The sequence below is a fragment of the Halorubrum tibetense genome (assembly GCF_042661865.1).
GTDB lineage: Archaea > Halobacteriota > Halobacteria > Halobacteriales > Haloferacaceae > Halorubrum > Halorubrum tibetense.
Map to the genome: position 1 here is coordinate 1 of NZ_JBHSWW010000370.1, position 1,988 is coordinate 1,988.

Sequence of the window (1,988 nt, forward strand, 5' to 3'; positions counted from 1 at the left end):
GGTGGCCGCGTTGGACCGATGGGCGTCGTTCGCGGCGCTGGAAGCCGAACTCGACCGCGAGCCGGTCTCCCGGCGGATCCGGCGTGACGGGCTCGACGCCGTCCCGTTCCGCCCGGACGACGAGCGGTTCCGGCATCCGGAGGTGATAGAGAAGCGCGAGCGGAACGTCGTCGTCGTCAACGTTCGCGACGCGTCCGGGTCGATGCGGGAGACGAAACGCGAGCTCGTCGAGCGGGTGTTCACGCCGATGGACTGGTATCTCACCGGGAAGTACGACGCCGCCGAGTTCCATTACGTCGTTCACGACGCCGAGGCGTGGGAGGTCGACCGCGGGGAGTTCTTCGGGGTCCAGTCCGGCGGCGGGACGCGTATCTCTAGCGCGTACGAGCTCGTCGAGGAGATCCTCGAGGCGTACCCGTACAGCGAGTGGAACCGATACGTGTTCGCCGCCGGCGACTCAGAGAACGCCGGCACCGACACGAAAGAGAACGTGATCCCACGGATGCAGTCGATAGACGCGAACCTCCACGCGTACGTCGAGACACAGCCCGGGGGGTCGGCGACGAACGCCCGCCACGCCGACGAGGTGGAACGAGCCCTCGGAGACCGGTCGAACGTCGCCGTCGCGCGCGTCGAACGACCGGCGGACGTAACGGACGCGATCTACGAGATACTCAGCACGGAGGCGGAGGAGGAATGACCGACCGAAACGGCGGCGACCGACCGACGGAACGAACGACGGTGACCCGGAGATGAGAGACGACAGACTCGAAGCGAAACGCGAGGCGGAAACGCTCGACGAGCCGGCGACGGAAGCGCGGAACCTCGCCGAACGGCTCGGGCTCGACCCGTACCCGGTTCGATACTGGGTCGTCGATCACGACGAGATGAACGAGCTCATCGCCTACGGCGGGTTCCAACGGCGGTACCCGCACTGGCGATGGGGAATGAACTACGAACGGCAGCGCAAGAAGGACCGGCACGGGTTGGGAAAGGCGTTCGAGATCGTCAACAACGACGACCCGAGTCACGCGTTCTTACAGGAGTCGAACACCGCGGCCGACCAGAAGGCGGTGATAACCCACGTGGAGGCGCACGCCGACTTCTTCGCGAACAACGAGTGGTTCGGGCTGTACGCCGACCGCGGGGCCGACGGGCCGAACGCGGCCGCGCGACTGGAGCGGAACGCCGACCGGCTGGCGGCGATCGGGCGACGGGCGGACGTCGACCGCGACGAGGTCGAACGGCTGATCGACGCGGTAACCGCGCTGGAGGACACGATCGACCAGCACAGCCCGGTGGACGCCAGCCGGAGCGAGAACGGCAGTACCGGCGACGAGGGCACGGAGGGTCCGCAAGCGGAGCTGGAAGCACGAATCGAGGAGCTCGGCCTCTCCGAGGAGGTCAAGCGTGACGTGTTCGACGACGAGTGGCTCGACGACCAGGCGGACGGGGTCGAACCCGAATCCCCTCGCCCGGACGTGCTCGCGTTCCTCCGGGACCACGGGAAGCGGTACGACCCCGAGACGGGGAAGGCCGTCGACCGCGAGCCGTGGGAGACCACCGTCATCGACGCGATCCGCGAGGAGGCGTACTACTTCGCCGGCCAGAAGGTGACGAAGGTGATGAACGAGGGATGGGCGACGTACTGGGAGTCGCTCATGATGGGTGGCGAGGGGTTCGCCGGTCCCGACGAGTTCCTCACGTACGCGGAACACATGTCACGGGTGCTCGGCTCACCGGGCCTCAACCCGTACAAGCTCGGGTTCGAGCTGTGGACCCACGTCGAAGTGCGTGCGGCGCGACGTGACGTGATCGACAAGCTGCTCCGCGTCGAGGGGGTGACACCGGAGAACTTCCACTCGCGTATCGACCTGGAGGCGGTACGGTCGGCGCTCGAGCCCGACCCGGTCATCGCGGGTGCGGGACCGGCGACGCTCGACGAGCTCGGTGAGCTCGCCGCGACGGGCGACCCGCGCGTCGACGCC

2 protein-coding genes are annotated in these 1,988 nt (G+C 67.8%); both read left to right on the top strand.

The annotated features are described in order from the left end of the window. Positions 1-700, top strand: a 700-nt coding sequence (locus tag ACFQEU_RS15140; RefSeq protein WP_379783501.1) for a DUF444 family protein, incomplete at its 5' end; no start/stop codon positions are given. A gap of 52 nt (positions 701-752) precedes the next feature. After that, positions 753-1,988: SpoVR family protein (locus ACFQEU_RS15145; protein ID WP_379783503.1), on the top strand; the 1,236-nt coding region annotated here is incomplete at its 3' end.